Annotated in this window: 18 protein-coding genes and 2 pseudogenes; 9 read left to right on the top strand and 11 right to left on the bottom strand. The window is 68.2% G+C overall.

The window, feature by feature from the left end; genetic code table 11:
- Positions 1-23: 23 nt before the first annotated feature.
- Positions 24-929, top strand: a complete 906-nt coding sequence (locus tag TPAU_RS19120) for an SDR family oxidoreductase (protein ID WP_013128395.1) — start codon at positions 24-26, stop codon at positions 927-929.
- Between the two features lie 80 nt (positions 930-1009).
- Here TPAU_RS19120 and TPAU_RS19115 read toward each other — a convergent pair whose 3' ends face one another.
- Positions 1010-1999, bottom strand: coding sequence for an NAD-dependent epimerase/dehydratase family protein (locus tag TPAU_RS19115; RefSeq protein ID WP_013128394.1), 990 nt, complete (start codon positions 1997-1999; stop codon positions 1010-1012).
- Between the two features lie 3 nt (positions 2000-2002).
- A complete protein-coding gene (locus tag TPAU_RS19110) occupies positions 2003-3163 on the bottom strand; it encodes a steroid 3-ketoacyl-CoA thiolase (protein WP_013128393.1) in 1161 nt (386 codons plus the stop codon).
- A gap of 244 nt (positions 3164-3407) precedes the next feature.
- Here TPAU_RS19110 and TPAU_RS19105 point away from each other — a divergent pair, with 244 nt between their 5' ends.
- Positions 3408-4631 carry a cytochrome P450 gene (locus tag TPAU_RS19105; RefSeq protein WP_013128392.1) on the top strand — a complete coding sequence of 408 codons (1224 nt, stop codon included), beginning with the start codon at positions 3408-3410 and terminating at the stop codon, positions 4629-4631.
- A 57-nt stretch (positions 4632-4688) separates the two neighbouring features.
- Here the strand turns inward: TPAU_RS19105 and TPAU_RS19100 are convergent, their stop codons facing one another.
- The 3 genes from TPAU_RS19100 to TPAU_RS19090 are packed head-to-tail and all read right to left on the bottom strand — an operon-like array spanning position 4689 to position 7866.
- Positions 4689-5864, bottom strand: coding sequence for a thiolase domain-containing protein (locus TPAU_RS19100; RefSeq protein ID WP_013128391.1), 1176 nt, complete (start codon positions 5862-5864; stop codon positions 4689-4691).
- Positions 5861-6937 carry a thiolase domain-containing protein gene (locus TPAU_RS19095; RefSeq protein WP_013128390.1) on the bottom strand — a complete coding sequence of 359 codons (1077 nt, stop codon included), beginning with the start codon at positions 6935-6937 and terminating at the stop codon, positions 5861-5863. Before TPAU_RS19095 ends, TPAU_RS19100 begins: the two co-directional genes overlap by 4 nt.
- Positions 6937-7866, bottom strand: a complete 930-nt coding sequence (locus TPAU_RS19090; protein ID WP_049826017.1) for a Zn-ribbon domain-containing OB-fold protein — start codon at positions 7864-7866, stop codon at positions 6937-6939. The genes TPAU_RS19095 and TPAU_RS19090 overlap by 1 nt, the downstream gene beginning before the upstream one ends.
- A 109-nt stretch (positions 7867-7975) precedes the next feature.
- Between TPAU_RS19090 and TPAU_RS19085 the strand changes: the two are divergent.
- Positions 7976-9537, top strand: a pseudogene (locus TPAU_RS19085) (AMP-binding protein).
- A 4-nt stretch (positions 9538-9541) separates the two neighbouring features.
- Here TPAU_RS19085 and TPAU_RS22065 read toward each other — a convergent pair.
- Entirely contained in the window at positions 9542-10333 is a 792-nt protein-coding gene (locus tag TPAU_RS22065; protein WP_013128388.1) for a crotonase/enoyl-CoA hydratase family protein, read from the bottom strand.
- Positions 10334-10456: 123 nt separating this feature from the next.
- Here TPAU_RS22065 and TPAU_RS19080 point away from each other — a divergent pair, with 123 nt between their 5' ends.
- The 3 genes from TPAU_RS19080 to TPAU_RS19070 are packed head-to-tail and all read left to right on the top strand — an operon-like array spanning position 10457 to position 12710.
- Positions 10457-11560: an NAD(P)H-dependent flavin oxidoreductase gene (locus TPAU_RS19080; protein WP_013128387.1), complete on the top strand. Its 1104-nt coding sequence runs from the start codon at positions 10457-10459 to the stop codon at positions 11558-11560.
- A gap of 4 nt (positions 11561-11564) precedes the next feature.
- Positions 11565-12062: a pyridoxamine 5'-phosphate oxidase family protein gene (locus TPAU_RS19075; protein ID WP_013128386.1), complete on the top strand. Its 498-nt coding sequence runs from the start codon at positions 11565-11567 to the stop codon at positions 12060-12062.
- Positions 12063-12068: 6 nt separating this feature from the next.
- Positions 12069-12710: a hypothetical protein gene (locus TPAU_RS19070; RefSeq protein ID WP_013128385.1), complete on the top strand. Its 642-nt coding sequence runs from the start codon at positions 12069-12071 to the stop codon at positions 12708-12710.
- Here TPAU_RS19070 and TPAU_RS19065 read toward each other — a convergent pair.
- Entirely contained in the window at positions 12707-13726 is a 1020-nt protein-coding gene (locus TPAU_RS19065; RefSeq protein WP_013128384.1) for an LLM class F420-dependent oxidoreductase, read from the bottom strand. The two genes, TPAU_RS19070 and TPAU_RS19065, sit on opposite strands and share 4 nt — an antisense overlap.
- Before the next feature lie 158 nt (positions 13727-13884).
- On the opposite strand from TPAU_RS19065, the gene TPAU_RS19060 reads away from it, so the two are divergent.
- Both TPAU_RS19060 and TPAU_RS19055 read left to right on the top strand, forming a co-directional pair.
- On the top strand, positions 13885-15354 hold the full coding sequence (locus TPAU_RS19060) for a succinic semialdehyde dehydrogenase (protein ID WP_245537811.1): 1470 nt from the start codon (positions 13885-13887) through the stop codon (positions 15352-15354).
- Between the two features lie 181 nt (positions 15355-15535).
- Positions 15536-17062, top strand: a complete 1527-nt coding sequence (locus TPAU_RS19055; protein WP_041945282.1) for an ATP-dependent DNA ligase — start codon at positions 15536-15538, stop codon at positions 17060-17062.
- On the opposite strand, the pseudogene TPAU_RS19050 reads toward TPAU_RS19055, so the two are convergent.
- The 4 genes and pseudogenes from TPAU_RS19050 to TPAU_RS19035 form a co-directional block, all read right to left on the bottom strand.
- Positions 17051-18577: pseudogene (locus TPAU_RS19050) on the bottom strand (long-chain-fatty-acid--CoA ligase). The gene TPAU_RS19055 and the pseudogene TPAU_RS19050 overlap by 12 nt on opposite strands.
- Positions 18578-18584: 7 nt before the next feature.
- Positions 18585-20228, bottom strand: a complete 1644-nt coding sequence (locus tag TPAU_RS19045) for a GMC family oxidoreductase (RefSeq protein ID WP_013128382.1) — start codon at positions 20226-20228, stop codon at positions 18585-18587.
- The gene (locus TPAU_RS19040; RefSeq protein ID WP_013128381.1) at positions 20225-21307 is read right to left on the bottom strand and encodes an acyl-CoA dehydrogenase family protein; all 1083 of its coding nucleotides are present in this window, start codon (positions 21305-21307) and stop codon (positions 20225-20227) included. Before TPAU_RS19040 ends, TPAU_RS19045 begins: the two co-directional genes overlap by 4 nt.
- Before the next feature lie 18 nt (positions 21308-21325).
- Positions 21326-22510 carry an acyl-CoA dehydrogenase family protein gene (locus TPAU_RS19035; protein WP_013128380.1) on the bottom strand — a complete coding sequence of 395 codons (1185 nt, stop codon included), beginning with the start codon at positions 22508-22510 and terminating at the stop codon, positions 21326-21328.
- A gap of 108 nt (positions 22511-22618) precedes the next feature.
- On the opposite strand from TPAU_RS19035, the gene TPAU_RS19030 reads away from it, so the two are divergent.
- A complete protein-coding gene (locus tag TPAU_RS19030) occupies positions 22619-23509 on the top strand; it encodes a 3-oxoacyl-ACP reductase (protein WP_013128379.1) in 891 nt (296 codons plus the stop codon).
- Positions 23510-23513: the final 4 nt, after the last annotated feature.

Raw genomic sequence — 23513 nt, 5'->3', positions numbered from 1 at the left:
ATCCGAAACGACTAGGAGAAGACATGACTGGAATCGTCGAGGGCCGCGTGGTCATCGTGACGGGCGCGGGTCGTGGTATCGGCCGCGCCCATGCACTGGCCTTCGCTGCCGAGGGCGCCGCCGTGGTGGTCAACGACTACGGTGTGGGACTCGACGGTGCCGATGCCTCGTCGGGACCGGCCGGTGAGGTGGTCGAGGAGATCCGTGCCGCAGGTGGCAGGGCCGTCGCAAACGCCTCGGACGTCGCCGACTGGGTAGGCGCGCAGAAGTTGGTGCACACCGCGATCGACGAATTCGGACGGCTCGACGTACTGGTCAACAACGCTGGGTTCCTGCGCGACCGGATGCTGGTGAACATGTCCGAACAGGAGTGGGACGCGGTGACCCGCGTGCACCTCAAGGGGCACTTCGCGATGCTACGGCACGCCGCCGGGTACTGGCGTGACGAATCGAAGGCGGGGCGGCAGCCGGACGCCCGAGTGATCAACACCAGTTCCGGCGCCGGACTGCTGGGCAGCATCGGCCAGGGCAACTACGCCGCGGCCAAGGCCGGCATCGCCGCGATGACGATTCAGGCCGCGGCCGAGATGGGGCGCTACGGGATCACCGTGAACGCGATCGCTCCCGCTGCCCGCACCCGGATGACCGAGGTGACCTTCGCCGACGACATGGCCGCACCGGAAGGCGGCTTCGATGCGATGGCCCCGGAGAACATCTCGCCCCTGGTGGTATGGCTCGGCAGTGCCGAGTCCGCCGACATCACGGGCCGGGTGTTCGAAGTGGAGGGCGGCAAAGTGTCCGTCGCGCAGGGGTGGCGCCACGGTGCGGTGCGCGACAAGGGAGCCCGGTGGGAACCTGCTGAGCTCGGTGGTGTGGTGCGCGAGCTGATCGCCACGGGACCAGAGCCGGAACCGGTCTACGGCACCTGAGACGAGGAAGCCGGCCGCGTGGGAGGGGAATCCACGCGGCCGGCTCCGTCTCGGCCGAGGTGGTGCCGAGTCCAGTGCGGTTAAGTCCGCCGGCTGCGGAGTCGGCCGCTCTGCGTGAAGAACTCGACCAGTTGCGCCGCGGTATCCGCGATCGGTCGCGGCGCGTAACCGAGTTCGTTACGCGCCTTGGTGATGTCCACCAGCGGTGAGGCGAACAGCGGCCCCAGAGCTGCTTTGGACAGCACGTCCGAGCCCAGGCGGGCATTGATCGGCTCGAGTAGCGGCATGATCGCCGCGAGCGCGCCGATCGGAACACCGACCTGCGGGCCGGTTCTGCCGGCGGCCGCGGCGGAAAGACGCATCGCGTCGATGATCGGAGTGAACTGGCCCCCCAGCAGGTAGTTCTCGCCTGTGCGTCCCTTTTCAGCGGCGAGCATGACGCCCGCGGCAACATCGCGCACGTCCACCAGATCGAACCCGGCCTTCGAGACGAAGACGGGCATTCGGCCGCGCGCCGCGGTGTGTGCCAGTCGATTGAGGCGCGAGAGCGCGGCGCCGTGATCGGCCGGGCCCCAGACGCCCGTGGGGTTGCAGACGGTGGCGTCGAGACCGTCGTCGATCACCTTGCGGAGCTCCTGCTCGCCCGCCCACTTGGACCGATCGTAGACGGGGATCTCGGGCCGCTCGGAGCGCGGCGCGGACTCGTCGATCACGTCCACCAGGTCTTGATCGAAGGCATGGATCGAACTCAGGTGCACCATCTTCCGCACCCCCGTGTCGAGCGCCGCGCGGGCCACCGTCGCCACGCCCTGAGTGTTGAGCCGCCAGGCGGCGTCGTCCTGCATCCGGAGCGTGATCATTGCGACCAGGTGGTACACCACCTCGACGTCGGCGAGCGCCTCGCGCATCGCCTCCCGATCGAGAACGCTCGCTGGGACCCAGCGCACGCCCTCGGGCGCGTGCGGCGACCGGATCCGGTCGATCGCGACCACGTCGTGGCCCTGGTCGACGAGCAGTTGCAGGAGGTTCCCGCCGACGAATCCGGCCGCGCCGGTGACCGCTACCCGCATGCGTCAGATCCGCTCGATGATCGTGCCCGTGGCCATAGCTCCGCCGCAGCACATCGCGATCAGGGCGGTCGAGGCGTCGCGCCGCTCCAATTCGTGCAGCGCCGTCGTGATCAGGCGCGCGCCGGTGGATCCGACAGGATGGCCCAGCGCGATGGCGCCGCCGTTGACGTTGACCTTGTCGGCGTCGGGGCCGATCACGGACTGCCACGACATGACGACCGAGGCGAATGCCTCGTTCACCTCGAACAGGTCGATATCGCTGAGAGAGCGACCCGAGCGTTCGAGCACGCGCTCCGTCGCACGGATCGGACCGTCCAGGTGGTAGTACGGTTCACCGCCGACCAGAGCCTGCGAGACGATCCGGGCGCGGGGCGTGAGACCGAGCGCGGCAGCTCGGTCGGAGTCCATGAGCAGGATCGCCGCGGCGCCGTCGGATACCTGCGATGACGTTCCGGCGGTGTGGAGGCCGCCATCGAGCATCGGTGTGAGCTTCGCGAGTCCCTCCGCGGTGCTCTCGCGTGGGCCCTGATCGCGGCTGACCAGCGCGGTCTCCCCGGTCGCGGCACCATCGGCCATCACGGGTGCTTTGAGCGGCGCGATCTCGCGGTCGAACCTGCCCTCCGACCAGGCCTGCAGCGCCTTGCGCTGTGACTGGACACCGAAGGCGTCCACCTGTTCGCGGGTGAAGCCGCGGCGCTGTGCGATCCGTTCGGCGGCCTCGAACTGGTTGGGCATGTCGATCGTCCACGAGTCCGGGCGCGGCGTGCCGAGACCGGTGCCGCGGTTGGCGCCCAGAGGGATACGGCTCATCGATTCGACACCGCACGAGACACCCGCGGCGATCGCATCGGTGGCGATCAATCCCGCGATCAGACCGGTGGCCTGCTGTGCGGAGCCGCACTGCGCATCGATGGTAGTCGCGCCGGTCAATTCGGGCAGCCCCGCATTGAGCCAGGCGATCCGGGTCACGTTGCCGGCCTGCTCGCCGGCCTGGGTGACATTGCCGCCGATGATCTGCTCGACCTCTGCGGGATCGACACCTGCGCGGTCGAGCAGAGAGGTCACGGTGGCGCCGAGCAGTTCCGCGGGATGCAGTCCGCTCAGCCATCCGTTGCGCTTGCCGATGGGACTGCGGACGGCCTCGACGATGACGGGGGTTCCCATACCGATCGATCCTCACCTTCTGCTCCGCCTCGATGGGTAGAGCACGTTCTCGATTGTGGCGCTGATCCGGCCTCCTGTCGAGGGGCTCGGCGGCGCGAATGGACTCTGATTACCTCTGTGAATACCGAGCACAGTGCGTCCTGGAGCAATCTAGCTCACGAGGAGCCAGGCTGTGCTTCAATGAGTAGAACATGTTCCAGCTACGCCTGGCCAGTCCCAGGTCGAGACGCTTGAAGGAGGCGCTGTGAGCGTGCACTTCCCCGCGGGATTCGATTTCACCAGCCCCGACCTGTGGTCGGAGCGACGACCGGAGGCCGAATTCGCCGAGCTCCGCAAGTCGGCACCGGTGTGGTGGCAGGACATCCCGCCCGGGACCACCGGCTTCGACGATGGCGGCTTCTGGGTGGTGTCGAAGCTGGAAGACATCAAGGCGATCTCCCGCAATCCGAAGCAGTACTCCAACTGGGAGAACGGCGCGATCGTCCGGTTCGGGCCCGAGATCGAGCGCGAGCAGATCGATGTCCAACGGATGCTGCTGCTCAACATGGACCCGCCGCAGCACACCAAGACCCGCCGGATCATCTCTCGTGGCTTCACACCCAAGGCCGTGCAGTCGCTGCACGACGCTCTCGCGGAGCGGGCCGAGCAGATCGTGCACGAGGCCCGCAAGAGCGGCGGTGGCGATTTCGTCGAGCAGGTTGCGAGCGAGCTGCCGCTGCAGGCCATCGCCGAGTTGCTCGGTGTGCCGCAGGAGGATCGTAAGAAGCTCTTCGACTGGTCGAACTCGATGATGGCCTACGACGATCCCGAGTTCGAGGGCAACTACATGACGGCCATGACCGAGTTCATGGGGTACTCGTGGAACCTCGCTGAGGAGCGCCGGGGCTGCCCGATGGACGACATCGTGACCTCATTGATCCAGGCTGATATCGACGGCGAAGCCCTGGGCAGTGACGAGTTCGCCTTCTTCGTGTTGCTGCTCGCCGTCGCGGGAAACGAGACCACCCGCAATGCGATCAGCCACGGGATGAAGGCGTTCGTCGACTTCCCCGAGCAGTGGGAGATCTACAAGGAGCAGCGCCCGCGCACCGCACCGGACGAGATCGTCCGGTGGGCCACCCCGGTATCGGTCTTCCAGCGCACCGCCCTCGAAGACGTCCAGCTCGGTGAGCAGACGATCAAGAAGGGCCAACGCGTCGCACTGTTCTACGCCTCGGCGAACTTCGATGAGGACGCCTTCGAGGATCCGTTCACGTTCAACATCCTTCGCGATCCGAACCCGCACGTCGGCTTCGGCGGATCGGGCACCCACCACTGCGTGGGCGCGAACCTGGCCCGCTTGGAGATGGACCTGATGTTCAAGGCCATCGCCGATGTGATGCCGAATCTGCGGCAGATCGAAGAACCGCGGCGGCTGCGGTCCGGGTGGCTCAACGGCATCAAGCACTGGAAGGTCGCCTACGAGTAGGCGCTCACCAAGCGAAGCCCCCGGGAACCTCCCGGGGGCTTCGTCGTGGAGCGGTCGTCAGGCGGGCTTGTCGGCGCCTACGAGCCACATCGAGAAGTACTGGGATCCGCCGCCGTAGGCGTGGCCGAGGGCGGTGCGGGCACCGTCCACCTGATAGTCGCCGGCGCGGCCCATCACCTGCTTCGCTGCTTCCGCGAACCGGATCATCCCCGACGCGCCGATCGGATTCGACGACAGCACCCCACCCGACGGGTTCACCGGTATCCGGCCACCGATCTCCGTCTCTCCGGCCTCGGTGAGCTTCCATCCCTCGCCGGGGCCCACGAACCCCAGATTCTCCAGCCACATCGGTTCGAACCAGGAGAACGGGACGTAGATCTCGGCGGCATCGACCTGGGTGAGCGGATCGGTGATTCCGGCGTCGCGCCAGAGCGCGGCTGCGGCGTCACGGCCTGCCTGCGGACTCACGTGCTCGCGGCCGGCGTAGGCGAGCGGTTCGGTACGCATCGACGTCGCGAGCACCCATCCGGGCCGGCGGCCGGTCGTCGTCTCCGACTGCGCCGCCGCCTCTTCGTCGCCGAGGACGATCGCGCAGGCGCCGTCGGAGGATGGGCAGGTCTCGTCGAATCGGATGGGGTCCCACAGCATCTGGGAGGCCTGGACGGACTCGAGCGTGATGTCGGGCTGGTGTAGATGTGCGAAGGGATTCAGTGCGCCGTTGCGCCGATCCTTCACCGCGACCATCGCACCGACGTGTGTGGGCGCACCGGAGAGCCGGATGTACGAGCGCACGTGCGGCGCGAAGTAGCCGCCGGCTCCGGCGCCGACCGGGACGGTGAATGGGACTGGGATCGACAACGCCCACATGGCATTCGACTCGGACTGCTTCTCCCACGCGACGGTGAGCACACGGCGATGTACGCCGGCCTTGACCAGTGCGGCAGCGACCGCCGCGGTCGATCCGCCCACGGATCCTGCGGTGTGCACCCGTAACAGCGGCTTGCCGACGGCGCCGAGCGCATCGGCCAGGAACAGCTCGGGCATCATCACGCCCTCGAACATGTCGGGCGCCTTGCCGATGATGATCGCGTCGATGTCGGCCATCGCGACACCGGCATCGTCGAGAGCGCGGTCGACGGCCTCACGGATCAGTCCGGCCATGGAGACATCGGTGCGCTTGGCGCGGTGGTGGGTCTGGCCGGTGCCGAGTACGGCGGTGCGGTGCGCGCTCACTTTGCCTCCATCACAGCGATCAGGTTCTGTTGTAGCGCGTGGCCGCTGGTGGCGTGGGCCAACACCTTTCCGGCGCTGCCGTCCCACACGGCCCGTGCGGCCTCGCCGATTCGGGCCAGGCCGGCGGAGAACATGGGATTGCCCACCAGCGCACCGCCGGACGGATTGATCCGCGTCGACTCGCCGAGCCCGATCGCCGATCGCAGGATCAGCTCCTGATGGGTGAACGGCGCGTGCAACTCGGCGATCTCGGCGCCGTCGGCTCCTGCGGCGCGGGCGGCCGCGGTGGATGAGGCGCTCGTGGTGAGATCGCGTGAACCGAGAGCCGGAGAATCGATCCGGTGTTCCAGACCGGTGAGGAAGGCCGGGTTCTCGCGGAGCTCTCGAGCGCGGTCGGCTGAGGCCAGGATGACCATCGCGGCACCGTCGGTCACCGGAGCGATGTCGTGCCGGCGCAGCGGATCCGCCCACATCGGCTCGCTCAGTAGCGTTGTCGCATCGACGGTGCGCGCGACCTGTGCGGCGGGGTTCGCGGTGGCATCAGTGAGGCTGCGAGCGGCCACCTCGGCCATCGCGGCCTCGGTCCAAGCGCCGGAATCGATTCCGGCGCGGGCCTGTAACGCAGCGACCGATACCGAATCGGGCCACAGCGGCGCCACCGTGTACGGGTCGAACTGCATCGTGAGGGTGCGGCGCAGGGTGCCGGCGGAGGACTTGCCGAAGCCGTAGACGAGCGCGGTGTCCACCTCCCCGGTACGGATCTTGACCCAGGCCTCGTACAAGGCCCACGCCGCGTCCATCTCGACGTGCGATTCGTTGATCGGCGGTACCGCCCCGATCGAATCGATCGCCGCGATGAACGAGAAGGCGCGACCGGCCAGGTAGTCGGACGAGCCCGAGCACCAGAATCCGATGTCGGACTTGGTGAGACCGGTTTGGGCGAAGACCTCGGTGAACAGCGGGATGAGCATCTCCACGCCGTTGGTGGTGGTCTGCGCGGCGCGCAACCACGGGGTGGCGGCGTACCCGACGACGGCGACGGAGCCGTCGGGGTCGGTGCAGTGTCGTGACATCACAGGTGCTTCTCGTAACTGGAGTAGGGGGCGTCCGGCTCGCCGGTGGGTTCGAAGTGCGAGATGTTGCCGGGACTGCAGGTCCACTCCTCGCGCGGCTTCCATGAGGCGCGTACCCGCATGCCCATCCGGACCTCGGCGGGCTCGCAGCCCAGTACCAGGTGCAGGAACGGGATATCGGCACCGTCGATGAGGACGTACGCCGCCACGTACGGGGGCGTGATGCGTTGCCCCTGGAAGGGAACGTTGACCACGCAGAAGGTGGTGACCACGCCGGTGTCCGGCAGGTCGACCTCCTCGGTGGTGGGAATACCGTCGATCGGGCAGGCGTTGCGCGGCGGAACGTAGACGTTGCCGCATTTTCCGCATCGCTGGCCCAGTAGCCGGCCCTCGGCGAGGGCACGTAGGTAACGGGTCTCCGGCACCGAGGCGGAGTGTTCGAGGTGGAGCTCGACCGGGGTGGTCAGGATCGTGATCGGGTCCTCGGCGGCGGCGGTGCCGTCGGGTACTCCGTGGCCCTCACCCGGCTCGAAGGCGGCGATATCGCCGATCGCGCCGGTGGGATCGGCCACCCACCGCGCCCGGACCCGCATCCCCGTACTCACATCGGCGGGGTCGGTCACGTCGAGGGCGTGCAGCAGGGAGGTATCGGCACCGTCGAGCCGGATCAGGGCATAGGCGAACGGCCGGTCGAAGGGCTGTCCGTCGACCGGGTGCGCATTCCACGACCAGCTCTCCACGGTGCCGGTGTCCGAGACGGGGACCACGTCGGTGAGCGGGGCGTGGGTGTCGGGATCGAATTCGAGCGGCGGCACATGCACGCGCCCGGCGGCGTCGCGGGTGCCGACGATCCGGCGGTCGCGAAGGTTGGTCATGAACGCACTGAGCACCGGCCCGAGCGATCGGGTGTAGTCGAAGGACATGATCATCGGCGCGGAGAGCGTCTGCGGTTCGGTGGTCACCAATCGAGTGAAACATGTTCTAACTTTTTGGCGCAAGGGTATGCCGGAAAAGGGTTTATGGGCTTACCGTGGCTGCATGGACGATCTGCATCGCGAGCCGCTCGCCGGCGATATCCTGCTTCACTCGCTCGACGCCTTCCCCGACCGCACTGCGGTGCACGTGACCGGACCGGCGGGCGACAGCACGTTGACCTATGCGCAGGTGCGGGACGAGATCAGCCGGTACGCGCAGGCCTACGCCGAGGTCGGCCTCGGTGTGGGGAGCCCGGTCGCCATGCTGTCCGGAAACCGGCACGAGGTACTGATCGCCCAGTCCACCAACCTGATCACCGGTGCCCGCTTCGCGGCGCTGCACCCGATGGGATCACTGGATGACCACGTCTACGTCATGGAGGACGCGGGCATCGAGACCCTCATCTATGATCCGCGGATCTACGAGCAGCGCGCAGCCGACCTGCGGGAGAGGGTTCCGGGACTCAAGAACCTTCTTTCCCTCGGCCCCACCGAGGTCGGCACCGACCTGACCGAGGCCGCCGCGCGCTTCGATCCGGCGCCACTGGCCGCGCACACCGCAGATCCGTCGAGTACGGCCAGTCTGGCGTACACCGGCGGCACCACAGGCAAGAGCAAGGGTGTGATGCTCAGCTACGCCGGCGGCGCAGCGCTGCTGCGGATTCAGCGCGCGGAATGGGATTGGCCGCAGGAGATCCGATTCCTGGTCTGTGCCCCGCTCAGCCACGCCGGCGGCGCCTTCTGGAATCCCACCGCGATGTCCGGCGGTTCGATGGTAGTGCTGCCCCGGTTCGAGCCCGAGGCCGTACTCGCCGCGATCGAGAAGTACCGGATCACCGCCACCATGCTGGTGCCGACGATGCTGTACGCGCTGCTCGATCACCCGAAGTTCGGCGACTACGACCTGTCCAGCCTGGAGACGGTCTTCTACGGTGCGTCGGCGATCTCGCCGTCGCGTCTCGCCGAGGCGATCGACCGGATGGGACCCAAGTTCTTCCAGTTCTACGGACAGGCCGAGTGTCCGATGACCATCGCTGTGCTCGATCGCGACGACCATGCGAAGGCCCGGGCAGAGCGCCCGGAGCGGCTCGCCAGTTGTGGCCGCCCGGTGCCGTGGGTGCACGTCGCACTGCTCGATGACGATGGGAATCGGGTCCCCGCAGGAGAACCCGGTGAGATCTGCGTGCGTGGGCCGCTGGTGATGCAGGGGTATCTCAATAAGCCGGAGCAGACTGCCGAGGCCACCGCGCACGAGTGGTTGCACACCGGCGATGTGGGCCGGTTCGACGAGGAGGGATTCCTCTACATCGTCGACCGGAAGAAGGACATGGTGGTGACCGGCGGGTTCAATGTCTTCCCCCGTGAAGTCGAGGACGTCATCTCCACCGATCCGTCGGTTGCCGCCGTCGCGGTGATCGGGGTGCCCGATGAGAAGTGGGGCGAGGCGGTCACGGCGGTCGTCGTGCCCCGCGACGGCGCCGACGTCGATGTCGAGGCGCTGCGGGAGTTGGTGCGCGAGCGCAAGGGGCGGTGTACACCCCCAAGACCGTCGAGATCATCGATGCGATCCCCGTCAGTCCCCTGGGCAAGCCCGACAAGAAGGCGCTCCGCGCCCGCTTCGCCTGAAGCGTCAGCGGCCGTGGAAGACGGGCCTGCGCTTCTCGGCGAAGGCGCGCGGACCCTCCTTCGCGTCCTCGGATGTGAAGACGGCCAGGCCGAGGGCTGCATCGATGCGGAAGGCCTCCTCCTCGTGCAGGCCCTCCGTCTCGCGCATGGTGCGCAGGATGGCCTGAACCGCGAGGGGGCCATTGGCGTTCACCAGCTCGGCGAGCTCGAGTGCCTTGTCCAGAGCGGTGTCGTCGGCCACCACGTGGCCGACGAGGCCGTACTCCAGCGCCTCCGCTGCGGAGATGTGCCGTCCGGTCAGTAGGAGGTCCGCCGCCACGGTGTACGGGATCTGGCGCGGGAGCCGGACGGCGGATCCACCCATCGGGAACAGGCTCCACTTGGCCTCGGACACACCGAACTTCGCGCTCTGCGCCGCGACTCGGATATCGGTTCCCTGCAACAGCTCGGTGCCGCCCGCGATGGCGGCGCCCTCGACCGCGGCGATCAACGGCTTCTTCGGCCGGCGGCCCTTGATCAGTCCGGGGATCCGTGCCGGATCGAAACCGCCGCTCGACATGGTTTCACCCGGATTGGACTTCGTCATGTTCTTCAGATCCGCGCCTGCGCAGAAGGCGCCGCCCGCGCCGGTGAGAATCGCGCTGCGGATCTCGGGATCGGAGTCGATCCGGTCCCACGACTCGGTCATGATGCGCAGCATGTCGCCGGTGAGCGCGTTCTTCGCCTCCGGTCGGTTCATGGTGATGATCAGCGTGTGGCCACGCTGTTCGACGAGGGCGTGTGGGGCGTCGGTCATAGCGCGTTCCTTTACCGATGGGAACTCCAGGATCGGAATCGAACTGGGAAATGCGAGGATTCCGCTTCGCCCGACAGTAACACGTTCTAGTTTGGTGGGAAGGCTCTCGTCAGGAGGAAACACATGCGCACACCCCTGTGCGACGATCTGGGAATCGAGTACCCGATCATCGCGTTCACCCCGTCGGAGCACGTGGCGGCCGCCGTCTCACGGGCGGGCGGGCTCGGCGTTCTGGGTTGCGTCCGGTTCAACGATCCCGCCGAGCTGGACGCCGTTCTCGACTGGATGGATGCCAATACCGACGGCCGCCCCTACGGCGTCGACATCGTGATGCCCAATGCGGTGCCCACCGAGGGATCGGCGGGTGACCTGACCGAGCTGATCCCCGAGGAACATCGGGCCTTCGTCGAGCGCACGCTGCGTGAACTCGGCGTACCGGAGCTGCCCGACGGTGCCGCCGGAGCCGGTGTGCTGGGCTGGCTCCACTCCGTGGCCCGCTCGCATGTCGAAGTGGCGCTGGGACATCGGATCGCGTTGATCGCCAACGCCCTCGGCTCGCCGCCGAAAGACGTCATCGACGCCGCACACGAGCACGGCGTCGAGGTCGCCGCGCTCGCCGGTCGCGCCAAGCACGCCCGCGCCCACGTCGACAACGGCGTCGACATCGTCATTGCGCAGGGCTACGAGGCGGGTGGCCACACCGGCGAAATCGCTTCGATGGTGCTCCTCACGGAGATCGTGGACGAGGTGGGCGACGACGCGACCGTCATCGCCGCGGGCGGCATCGGTTCGGGCCGCCAGATCGCCGCGGCACTGACGCTCGGTGCCGAGGGGGTGTGGATGGGATCGTACTGGCTCACCACCACCGAGTACCTTCAGACGCACACGAAGTCGCAGACCATGCAGGACGCTCTCGTCGCTGCGACGAGTGCCGACACCGTGCGCACCCGGATCTTCTCCGGCAAGCCCGCCCGCCTGCTCAAAACCCGGTGGACGCAGGCCTGGGAACAGCCGGGCGCGCCGTCGGCACTGCCCATGCCCTTGCAGAACCTGCTGGTCGGGGCGGCGCACCAGCGGATCAGTGCCTCGGGTGACCCGACGGTGGTCGCGATGCCGGTGGGCCAGATCGTGGGCCGGATGAACGCTGTGCGCCCGGTCGCCGAGATCATGGCCGAGCTGGTGCGCGAGTTCGATGATTCCGTCGAGCGCCTGAACCTGGCACGCTGACGCCATGGGAACGAATCAGCGCGGCCAGATCCAGATGAGCGAGGCGGAGATCGCCGAGTTCCTCGACCACAGCCGCACCGCGACCATCGCTACGGTCGGTGCGAGCGGTGCGCCGCACCTCGTGGCCATGTGGTACGCCGTGATCGACGGTGATCTGTGGATCGAGACCAAGGGCAAATCGCAGAAGGTGGTGAACCTGCGCCGTAACCCGGCCATGAGCGCATCCATCGAGGCGGGTGACTCGTACGACCAGTTGCGCGGTGTCGCGATCGAAGGCACCGCCGAGATCGTCGACGACGAAGCCACGGTGCGCGCAGTATGCGAGCAGGTCTACGAGCGCTATTTCGGGCCGTACACCGACGAGCTCAGGCCGGCGATCGACGCGATGATGAACAAGAGGGTCGCGGTGCGGCTGCGCACCGCCAGGATCCGCAGCTGGGATCACCGGAAACTGGGTATGGGGGCGATGCCGGTCAGCGGTAGCACCGCGAAGTACCTGTAGCGCGCCATGTCCGGTGATGAGGTGCAGTTGAGCCCGTGTGTCGGCGGTCTGGTGCGTACGTGGGCGACCGACGGCACCGACCGGCTGTGGTCGGTGCCGGACGACGCGTGGCTGCGCGAAACCCAAGGCAGCGGTCGGCTCGGACGGATCGCCTTGACGGAGAACTACTTCCGAGAGAGCGCCGAGTTCGCCGACGCCGGACTGATCCTGCGTCCGCGGCTCCCCGTGCAGGTCGACGGCGATCTGACGATGGCGGCCCAGACGGTGGAACTCCGCGGCCCCAAGCGGGCGTCGCGGGGAACACGGCAGGACTTCCGGGAACTTCTCACCCGCGCCGTACGGCACTGTGTGGACACCTACGAGTTCCTCGTCGTCGGGCCGGGTGCCCAGCGGCCGGGTGGTCCACCGCTGTGCCTGTTCGCCGTGCTTGCGGACGGTGCCGGTCACGTCGCCGTGGTCGAAGCTGCGCCGCCGCCGGCCGAATCGCTGCTCTGGGAACCGTTCCTGGAACCCGGTGCACCCAGTGCGACGGTCAGCGCACCGTCGAATCCGGAGACGGTGGCCCTCGCCCCCACGTTGATGATCGAGGCGATCGGCGGCTGGGGGCTGGACCCGTGGGACCTGGCGCTCACCTTCGGGCGCCGTTAGCCGCGTGCTGCCTCGATGAGCCGGCGCAGGGTGGGTTCGTCGCGGACACCGCTGAACAGCACGGTGGTGACCGGGCTGTCGCGCCAGAGCTGGAGTCGTTCGGCGATGCGCTCGACCGGCCCCGCCAGGGTGATCGAATCCGCGAGCTCGTCGGGTACTGCGGCGATCGCCCCGGCGCGGTCGCCCGCGAGGAATTTCTCCTGCACCGCAACCGCCGCATCGGCGTAGCCCAGCCGGCCGATCAGGTCCAGATGAAAGTTGGTGGACTTGTGCCCCATACCGCCGATGTAGAAGGCGAGGGGGACCTTGGCCTGCGCCAACGCGGCGTCGAGATCGTCGGAGACGATCACTGACACCGTGGCGGCGATCTCGAAGTCATCTGGGCGGCCGGCGAGTGATTCGCCGTAGATCGAGTTCACCTGGGCCGGGTCGATGAACAGGGGGAGCCAGCCGTCGGCGATCTCGGCCGAGAGCGCCACGTTCTTCGGTCCCTCGGCCCCGAGGAAGATCGGGATGCGCGGCCGAACCGGCAGCGCGATCGACTTCAGCGGCTTTCCCAAGCCGGTCCCGCCGGGATACGGGAGCGGGTAGTGCGGGCCGGGGCTGGTCACGGGCTGCTCCCGCGCGATCACCCGGCGCACGATGTCGACGTATTCACGGGTACGAGCCAGTGGCTTCGGGAACGGGGTGCCGTACCAGCCTTCGGCGACCTGCGGACCGGACGCTCCGAGCCCCAGCACCATCCGACCGGCGGAGAGGCCGTCGATGGTGAGCGCGTGCATGGCCGTGGCCGTCGGCGTGCGGGCGGGGATCTGCGCCACCGCGGTGCCCAGCTTGATCCGCCTGGTCCGCGACCCGTACCACGCCAGTGTCGAGAAGGCATCCGAGCCGTAGGCCTCCGCGGTGAAGGCGTAGTCGTAGCCCAGGTCGTCGGCGGTGATCACCGCCTCGGAGTGGTCCTCGGGACCGCGGGTCCAGTAGCCGAGGTTGAGTCCTACTCTGAGATCGTTGACCATCTCCCGAATCTAGAACAAGTTCTAGGATTTGGGTTAGAGTTCGGTATGGCTTCGCCCACACAGCTCCGCAATACCCTGCCTCCGCGCGTCACCGACGAGCTGATCGGGAACCTCACCGGCCTCGTCGACGCCGACGGCAGTCGCGACCCCCCTTCCCCATGATCGAGGTGTTCACCGGGGCACCCATCGGACCGCTCCCGCAATCCACGCCCGCCGATGTGACAGCCGCCTTCGAGACCGCGCGATCGGCTCAGCAGGAGTGGGCGCAGCGACCGTTGGAGCAGCGGCTCGCCGTGTTCAAGCGATTGCACGAGTTGATCCTGGAGAACAACGAGCTACTGGTCGACCTGATACAGAGCGGTACCGGCAAGAACCGGCGGATGGCCTTCGAGGAATCCTGCGACGTCCCGATGGTGATCAGCCACTACCTCAAGGCGGCGCCGCGGCTGTTGCGCACCCGCCGGCGCGGTGGCCCCGTGCCGGTGTTCAGCAATTCGGTCGAGCTGCATCGCCCCAAGGGCGTGATCGGCGTGATCGCGCCGTGGAACTTCCCCTTCGCGATGGCACTCTCCGATGCCGTTCCCGCCCTCATCGCCGGCAACGGCGTGGTGCTCAAGCCCGACAACAAGACCGCCCTCGCAGCGCTCTACGGTGTGGAACTGCTCCGGCGCGCCGGCGCGCCGGAGGGGCTGTTCCGCGTGGTCTGCGGGCAGGGACCGGACGTGGGCCCCACACTGATCGACGAGTCCGACTTCGTGATGTTCACCGGTTCCAGCGCGACCGGAGCCACCGTCGGCGAACGGGCCGGCAAGAACCTGATCGGCTGCAGTCTGGAACTCGGCGGTAAGAACCCGATGATCGTGCTCGATGACGTCGACCTCGACGAGGCGGTCACCAGCGCCATCTTCGCGGTCTTCGCCAACGCGGGCCAGGCGTGTATGCACATCGAGCGGATGTACATCCACGACAGCATCTTCGACGAGTTCTCGCGCCGTTTCGTCGCCGCCGCCGGTGCCCTGAGCCTGGGAGCCGGTTACGACTACGAAGCCGATATGGGCTCGCTCGCCTCGCCCGACCAGCTGCGCCGCGTGTCCGCGCACGTCGAGGATGCACGTGCCAAGGGCGCCACGGTGCTGTGCGGTGGCCGGCCGCGCACCGATATCGGGCCCTCGTTCTATGCGCCCACGGTGCTCACCGGCGTCACGCCGGACATGCACCTCGCCACCGCCGAGACCTTCGGCCCCGTCGTGTCCCTGTTCCGGTACTCCACCGATGAGGAAGCGATCCGTCTCGCCAACGACACCCGCTACGGTCTCAACGCCAGCGTCTGGGCCAAGGACCTCGGCCGGGCCGCGCGGATCGGCGCCCAGCTCGAAGCCGGGAACGTCAATATCAATGACGGGTTCGCCGCGTCCTTCGCCAGCAAGGGCACCCCTTCGGGTGGCTGGAAGGCCTCCGGCGTGGGCGTGCGGCACGGCGACGCGGGCCTGCTGAAGTACACCGACACCACCAATCTCGCGACGCTGAAGAAGCAGGTCTACGGCGCGCGTCCCGGTCAGACGTACGCCCAGTACGCGAAGCAGACGGTGCAGGTGCTGCGCTTGATGCGCCGACTCCGTATCCGCTGAGCGGGCGCCCCGGACTACGCCGGTCCGGGTGCACGGCGGCATCGCACCCTGCACGCGGTGATCGAGTGGAGTTGGGACCTGCTCGACGATGATGGCCGGCTCGCTGCGCCGGCAACGGTGCCCGAGTGCGCTGTCGTCGGCTTACGCCGCGGTTGTCGGACCCCTACGCCACAATCAGGAGGTGCTCTTCGCCGACGTCGTCGCCGCATCCACCGAGGTCGGGGCGACCCGTGCCCGCACCGCCAAGATCGCGGCGCTCACCCGATTGCTGCGCGATGCCGATGCCGCGGATGTCCGGCCGGTGGTGGCGTGGCTCTCGGGCTCGCTGCTGCAGGAGCGCCTGGGCACCGGGTGGCGTGGGGTGGCGAAGATACTGGACGAGCAGGTGGCCGCGGCGACCCCGTCTCTCACGGTCGCGGACGTCTCCTCGGCCTTCGACGAGTTGGCGGGCACAGCGGGCGCGGGATCGGTGGCACGGCGGGGAGAGCTGCTCGGTGCACTGTTCGGGCGCGCCACGGCCGACGAACAGCGGCTGCTCGTCGGATTGATCACGGGCGAGGTGCGCCACGGGGCGCTCGCCGGGGTGATGACCGACGCGGTGGCCCATGCAGCCGGTGTACCGCTGGCAACGGTCCGCCGCGCCGCCATGCTCTCGGGCTCGCTGCCCCAGACCGCGTCCGCCGCACTGGCGGGTGGGGCAGACGCACTAGCCGGATTCGGGCTGGAGGTGCTGCGCGGGGTATCACCGATGCTGGCCTCTCCCGCGGACGATCTGCCCGCCGCACTGGCCGATCTGGGACCCGAGGTCAGCGTGGAGTTCAAGCTCGACGGTGCGCGGATCCAGGTGCACCGCAACGGCGATGCGGTGCGGGTGTACACCCGCACGTTGCGCGATATCACCGACGCGGTCCCCGAAATCGTTGAGACTGCGATGGCGCTGCCGTGTACCTCCGTCGTGCTCGACGGCGAATCCCTCGCGCTCACCGACGCGGGGCGGCCCCGGCCCTTCCAAGAGACCATGAGTCGGTTCGGCTCCGCGGGATCGATGGAGGACGAGCGCTCTGTATTGCGGCCGTTCTTCTTCGACTGCCTGCACCTCGACGGTCGCGACCTGCTCGATGAGCCGCTCTCGGCGCGCCTCGCGGCGCTCGAACAGGTGGCGGGCGATCTGCGCATCCCCGCGTTGACACGGCCATCGGTGGAGCAGGCCTCCGCGCACCTGGAGGCGGCGCTCGCGGCGGGACACGAGGGCGTGATGGTCAAGGGGCTGGACTCGCCCTACGCTGCGGGCCGGCGGGGTCGTGCGTGGCAGAAGGTGAAGCAGTCGTACACGCTCGATCTCGTGGTGCTGGGCGCCGAATGGGGATACGGCCGGCGAACCGGGCTGCTCTCGAACCTGCACCTGGGCGCCCGCGATCCGGATGGCGGCGAGCCGATCATGGTGGGTAAGACCTTCAAAGGATTGACGGATGCGCTTCTGCGCTGGCAGACGGAGGAGTTTCCGCGCCACGAGAGACAGCGGAGCGAGCACACCGTGTACCTGCGGCCGGAGATCGTGGTCGAGATCGAGCTCGACGGGGTGCAACGCTCCCGCCGCTATCCGGGAGGCGTCGCCCTGCGCTTCGCACGGGTGCTGCGATACCGGCCCGACAAGACGGCGGCCGAGGCCGACACCATCGACGCCGTGCGCGCACTCCTACCCGGGTAACGGCACCGTCGCCGCGATCCCGTCCGCCTGCAGTGCCCGTTTGAGCACCTTGAACGACGGGGTGCGCGGCAGCTCGTCGACGATGCGTAGCCGCCGGGGACGTTGTCGCGGACCCAGATCTGTTTAATCGCGGACGAACTCCGCGATCTCGGCTACGGTCAGTGCGGCACCCGGTGCGAGGACCACGGCCGCGGCGACCTGATCTCCCACCCGGTCCGGTAGCCCGTACACCGCCGCTTCCGCGATCAGCGGATGCCGCACCAGCGCCCGCTCGATGGGCCCGGCGCCCAGGTTCTCCCCGCCCACTCGCATCCAGTCACCGGTGCGGCCCGCGAAGTAGACGTAGTCGTCCTCGTCGACGTAGGCGAGGTCGCCCGTGCGGTAGACGCCGCCCGCCGAGCGGGCGGCCTCGGCCTCGGGATCCTTGTAATAACCGGAGAATCCGCCCCGGCCGGACGTGTTCACCAGCTCGCCGATCGCCTCATCGGGATTGAGTACCGCACCGTCGGCGGCGAGCCGCGCACGCGGGCACTCGTCCGTGGTGCCCACCCGCCACACCGCGATACCCGGCGGCAGCGGCCCCAACGCGGTGCGTGGTGTGTTCGGGGTGCGGGCGATCGCGACCCCGTTCTCCGAGGATCCGTAGCCGTCCTGCACGTGGCAGCCGAATCGGGCGGCGAACGCGGCGATATCGTCCGCACGCCCTTCGTTGCCGTAGAGCACCCGCAACGGATTGTCGGCATCGTCGGGCAGCTCGGGCGTGGCCAGAATGTACGACAGCGGAGTGCCCACGTAATTGGCGTAGGTCGCGCCGTATCGACGGACGTCGTCGAGGAACCGGGACGCCGAGAAACGTTCCGCGAGGGCGATGGTGGCGCCCGCCGCGAGTGCCACCGACCACCCGGCGAGAAGCGCGTTGGAGTGGAACAACGGCATCGAGACGTAGGCGACATCGTCGCCTGTGAGGCCGAAGCGGTCCGCCAGCATGGTGCCCGCGCCCTCGAACTTGCCGTGCGTGGCCTGCACGGCCTTCGGATCCCCGCTCGTCCCCGAGGTGAACACCAGAGCCAGCAGCCGGTCCGGGCCGTAGGACGACGGTGGCGGGGCCGCGTCGCGGTCCACGAGGTCGGACCAGGCGGTGCCGTCGAGGTCGATCACCGGGACGCCGAGGTCGAGTCCATCGAGGAGCGCGGCATGCCGCCCCTGGGTGAAGACCACCTGGCAGTCGGCGAGGGCGATATCGCGGGCGAGAGCCGTACCGCGACGGGTGGGATTGAGGCCCACCAGGACCGACCCGGATAGGGCGGCCGCGCCCAGAAGCAATGAGAACTCCGGCACGTTGTCGGCGAGAACCCCGAAGTGCGCAGGCGCACCGTCGGGCAGGAGATCGTCGAGCGCGGCCGCCCGGCGGGCCGAATCCGCGACGTGCTCGGCCCAGGTCCAGGAGAGCTCGCCTGCTCGCAGGCCGACACGGGGGTCGTCTGCGCGGGCCAGCAGCAGGTCGGCGATGCTCACGAAAAGGTCAGGCGCCCAAGAACCGTGCGCACATCTCACCGATCATGTACGACGGCGCGTTCGTGTTGCCTCCGGTGATGGACGGCATGATCGACGCATCCGCCACGCGCAGGCCTTCGATGCCTATCACGCGGAGCTCGGGGTCGACGACGGCGCGCTCGTCGGTGCCCATCCGGCAGGTGCCCACCGGGTGGTACACCGAATGCACGCGATTGGGTAGCTCGCGTCGCATCGCCGCATCGTCCTTCAGGGCCGCGCCCGGCGTGAACTCCTCGCTCACCTTGCCGCGGACCGCCGGATGGTTCATCACCTCGCGGACCATGCCGATGCCCTCCATCAGCACCTCGGTGTCCTGCGGATCACTGAGGTACGCGGGATCGATCATCGGCGAGTCCAACGGGTCGGCCGAGTTCAGGCGCAGTTCGCCGCGGCTCTTCGGGTAGATCAGCGTGGGCAGGATGGTCAGGCCCGGGCGCGGATCAACCATGTGCAGTTTGTCGGCATCCTGGTTGGGCACCGGGTAGTTCCAGGGGAGACAGTGGATCTGCAGGTCCGGGATGTCCTTGGCGAAGGAGGTGCGCACGAAACCGACGGCGTCGAAGACGGTACGCGCCATCCAGGTGGTACCGGGCCTGCGGACCTCGGCGGCGAGTCCCTTGGCGAAGTAGGCGGGTGTGCCCTTGTTGACGGCATCCCTCATCAGGAAGGTAGTGGGGACGAACAGATGGTCGTGGAGATTCTGGCCGACAGGCAGGTCGGCCTGAACGCCGATTCCCTTCTCCCGCAAGTGTGGCGCGGGTCCGACGCCCGAGAGCATGAGGATCTGTGGGCTGCCGATCACACCGGCCGAGACGATCACCTCACGGTTGGCGCGGATGGTGTGCACGCCCCTGCCTTCGAGGACCTCGACACCCGTGGCGCGACCGTTGTCGATGATCACGCGCTTGACGTGGGCGTTCACGTGCACGCGGAGATTGGGGCGAGCGGTGCGGAGGTAGCCCTGCGCCGAGCTGTACCGGGTACCGTTCGCGGCGCTCTCCTGAAAGACGCTCACGCCCTCCTGAGAGGGGCCGTTGTAGTCCTCGATCTTCGGTGCGTCGAGCGTGTCGGAGAGCGCGTCCATGTACGACGTCGTGGCCTCGGTGAGGTCGCGCTGGCGGGTCACCTCGATCGGGCCACCGCTGCCGCGGAGGTCGTTCGCGCCGCCTTCCCAGTTCTCCAGCCGCTTGAAGGCCGGCAGCACCCCCTGGTAGTCCCATCCGGTGGCGCCTTCCGCGGCCCAGGAGTCGTAGTTGGCTCGATTGCCACGCACGAAGAGCATCCCGTTGATCGAACTGGAGCCGCCGAGGATCTTGCCGCGGGTCATCGGAATCGCCCGGTCATTGGCGAACTTCTGCGGCACGCTGTACTGCTTCCACGCTACCCGCGACTTCATCTGCGGAACGGTGTGCACCATCGTGATCATGCCGGGCACCTGTGTCATCCGGGTGTTGTCGGCAGGCCCGGCCTCCAGCAGTGCGACGGTAGCGCCGGTGTCGGCGAGCCGTCCGGCCACCACCGAGCCGGCGCTACCCGAGCCGACCACGATGTAGTCGACCGTCTCGGAGTCCGATACCGGGACTGTGGCGGTCTTGTACAGCTTGCGGATCATGCGGGGTTCCTTCCGGCGAGTACTGCGCCCAGGGCGCGGAGGTGGGCGGTCGCTCCGCCGAGTGCGAACTCGGCGCGCTTGGCGGCCACGAAGTAGCGGTGGGTGGGGTGGTCCGTGTCGATTCCGACACCGCCATGGACGTGGACGGCGGTGTGCGCCACCCGATGCCCGGCTTCTGCGGCCCAGAACTTGGCGGTGGCGATCTCGGCGACGGCATCGAGGCCTTCGGATTCGCGCCAGGCCGCCTCCAGTGCGGTCAGCCGTACGGCCTCGACGTCGATGTAGGCGTCGGCGAGACGCTGGCGCACCGCCTGGAACGAGCCGATCGGCTTGCCGAACTGCTCGCGGGTGCGAGCGTAGTCGGCGGTGAGTTCCAGAGCCCGCTCGGTGACGCCGGCCTGCCAGGCGCACCACCCGATGGTCGCGAGGCGCCGAGCGCGGGTGGGCGCGTCGCCTCCGGCGAGGCGCGCGTCGGACGCCAGTGGCACCGCAGCGGCTTCGACCAGGGCGGTATCGGTGCCGTTCACCACATGCTGCCGGGTGATGCTGATGCCCTTGGCATCCCGGGGCACCAGGAACAGGGCGGATCCTTCGGGAGTAGTGGCCTCGATGAGCAGTGTGTCGGCGAAGGCGGCGGACGAGACGGCGGTTTGGGCGCCGTTGAGGCGCCAGCCGTCTGTGGTGACGGTCGCGGTGAAGCCGGTGTGGTCGTCACCGAAGACGACGGCGACGGTGTCTTCTCCGCGCAGCACGGGGACGGCCCACCGTTCGATCTGTGCAGGGGTGCCGTACGCGATGATCGTCTCGGCGCCGACGAGGATCGTATCGAGATACGGTGCGGGAGCCACGGTGCGGCCGAGCTCGGTGAGCACGGCGGCATGCGCGGTGAGTCCCAGTCCTCCGCCGCCGACGGTGGTGGGCAATGCCGCGTCGAGTATCCCGGACCGCGCCAGGGTGCTCCACACCTCGCGGTCGAACCCGGAATCGCCGGGAAGGGGATTCTTCGCGGAGCAGCCTTCGGCGATACTCCGGGTGAGGGCGGCGAGGTCGGCCTCCGCCTCGGGAACGGTGAAGTCCATCGGTTCCTCCTTCGCGTCTTAGCGGCTCACGGGCAGGCGCAGTCCGGCACCCGCGATCAGGTCGCGTTGGACCTCGTTGGTGCCGCCACCGAAGGTGAGGATCAGCGAGCTGCGGTGCAGCCGTTCGATCCGGCCCCGCAGCAGGGTGCCCGGTGATGTGGCGCGGACGATGCCGGCGTTGCCCAGCACCTCCATGAGCAGGCGGTACCCCTCGGTGGCGTACTCGGTGCCGAACACCTTGGTGGCCGAGGCATCGGCCGGGCCCAGTTCGCTGTGGTCGGCGGCCCAGGCGATCTTCCAGTTCCGCAGCTTCAGGTATTGGGCATGCGCGTAGACCCGGGCGAGGTGCGTCTGCACCCACTCGGCGTCGATCACGCGGGAGCCGTCGGCCAGCTTGGTGTTCTGCGCCCAGTGCCGTACCTGACGCTCGGAGTCCAGCAGTGGCGCCGCGGAGGTGAGCGCGACGCGCTCGTGGTTGAGCTGATTGGTGATCAGCTTCCAGCCGCCGTGCAACTCGCCGACCAGCGACGCCGCGGGGACGCGCACGTCCTCGTAGTAGGTGGCCGAGGTACCCGGGCCTGCGACCGTATGCACCTTGGTCCAGGAGAATCCCTCGGAGGCAGTGGGCACGATGAGGATCGACAGGCCCTTGTGTCGCGCGGCCTCCGGGTCGGTACGAGCGGCCAGCCAAATGTAGTCCGCGTACTCGATCAGCGAGGTCCACATCTTCTGGCCGTTGATCACGTAGTCGTCGCCATCACGCACCGCGCGGGTCCGCAGCGCGGCGAGATCGGTGCCCGCCTCGGGTTCGGAGTAGCCGATGGAGAAATGCGTTTCGCCCGCCGCGATGCCCGGCAGCAGCTTCGCCTTCTGTTCGTCGGTACCGCCGGTCATGATCGCGGGGCCCACGGTGTTCACGGTGAGAAAGGGAACCGGTACCCCGGCGATCGCCGCCTCGTCGGTGAAGATCAGCTGGTCGAGCATAGGGCGGTTCTGCCCGCCGTACTCCTCGGGCCAACCGATCGCGAGCCACCCGTCGTGCCCCAGCTTGCGCGTGATCTCCTTGTAGACCTCGCCGTCGCCGTATTCTCCAGAAGGGCCGCCGATGATCGCCTCGCGCCGCTCGGGCGTCATGAGCTGCTCGAAGTAGCTGCGCAGTGTCGCACGCAACTCCCGCTGCTCCGGGGTGTGATCGATCCGCATGGCGTCACTGTAGAACAAGTTCTAGAAATGCGGAGCGAATCGGTGTCTATCGCGGTAACTTTCCCGGTGTAAGCGAGTTGTGAACACGTTCTCTTGAGAGGTGGCGCGATGACACAGGGCGGGCTGGCCGGCCTCGATGGCAAGGTGGCGATCGTGACCGGCGCGGGTGCCGGGCTCGGCCGCGCGGAGGCCCTCGCCCTGGCCCGCGGCGGCGCCGCCGTCGTGGTGGGCGATGTCGCTCCGTCAGCCACGGAGGTGGTCGAACAGATCCGGGCGGACGGTGGCCGTGCCGAACTCGTGCTCGGGGACTCCGGTGACCGCGAGACCGCGGATGCCCTCATGGCTGCCGCCGAGAGGTTCGGAGGCCTGCACATCGTGGTCAACAACGCCGGCTTCTGTCGCGACAAGATGCTCTTCTCCATGTCTGACGATGAGTTCGACTCCGTGGTCCGCGTGCACCTGCGGGGACACTTCCTGCTCTCCCGCAACGCCTGTGCGTATTGGCGGGCGAAGGCGAAGGCCTCCGGTGAGTCGGTCTACGGACGGGTCGTCAACACCTCATCCGAAGCCTTCCTGTTCGGCTCCGTCGGGCAGCCGAACTACGCCGCCGCGAAAGCCGGCATCGCCGCGCTCACCATCGCCACCGCCCGCGGTCTAGGCCGATACGGTGTGCGCGCCAACGCGATCTGCCCGCGCGCCCGCACCGCCATGACCGAGGGTGTGTTCGGGGACGCGCCCGACGGCACCGTCGACCCGCTCTCGGTGGATCACGTCGCCCGCTTCGTGCGCTTCCTCGCCGGGCCCGAATCGGACGAGATCAACGGCCAGGTCTTCGTGGTGCACGGCGGGATGGTCGCGCTGATGGCGCCGCCCAGCCTGGAACAGCGCTTCGACGCCCCGTCCGGACAATGGGACGAGGCCGACCTCGCCGCCGCAGTGGGTGGCTATTTCGCGGACCGCGACGACCGCATGTTCGTCGCGGCACAGTTGGAAGGATGACAGC

The organism is Tsukamurella paurometabola DSM 20162, from assembly GCF_000092225.1.
GTDB classification, from domain to species: Bacteria; Actinomycetota; Actinomycetes; order Mycobacteriales; family Mycobacteriaceae; genus Tsukamurella; species Tsukamurella paurometabola.
The sequence above is the reverse complement of the archived record's forward strand: the minus strand, read 5'-3'. Positions and strand labels throughout refer to the sequence as shown.